The sequence below is a fragment of the Bacillus sp. SIMBA_008 genome, assembly GCF_046535495.1.
GTDB classification, from domain to species: domain Bacteria; phylum Bacillota; class Bacilli; order Bacillales; family Bacillaceae; genus Bacillus; species Bacillus subtilis.
Map to the genome: position 1 here is coordinate 1 of NZ_JAWRWL010001058.1, position 245 is coordinate 245.

Here is a 245-nt window from a genome sequence, read left to right on the forward strand (position 1 = left end):
GTGGATCATATTGTTTAATGATATCGTGAACTAAAATGAAGTTCCCCAGTGACTTAGACATCTTCTCATTATTAATATTAATATATCCATTGTGCATCCAATAACGTGCAAATGTTTTTCCTGTTAATGCCTCAGACTGCGCAATTTCATTCTCATGATGAGGAAATGCCAAGTCTTGACCACCAGCATGAATATCGATTGTATCTCCTAAGTATTTACGCGCCATTGCTGAGCATTCAATATGC

Annotated in this window: 1 protein-coding gene; it reads right to left on the reverse strand. The window is 36.7% G+C overall.

Going from position 1 to position 245, the window contains the following annotated elements:
• Positions 1-245, reverse strand: a 245-nt coding sequence (locus SB658_RS26660; RefSeq protein WP_410603507.1) for a class I tRNA ligase family protein, incomplete at both ends; no start/stop codon positions are given.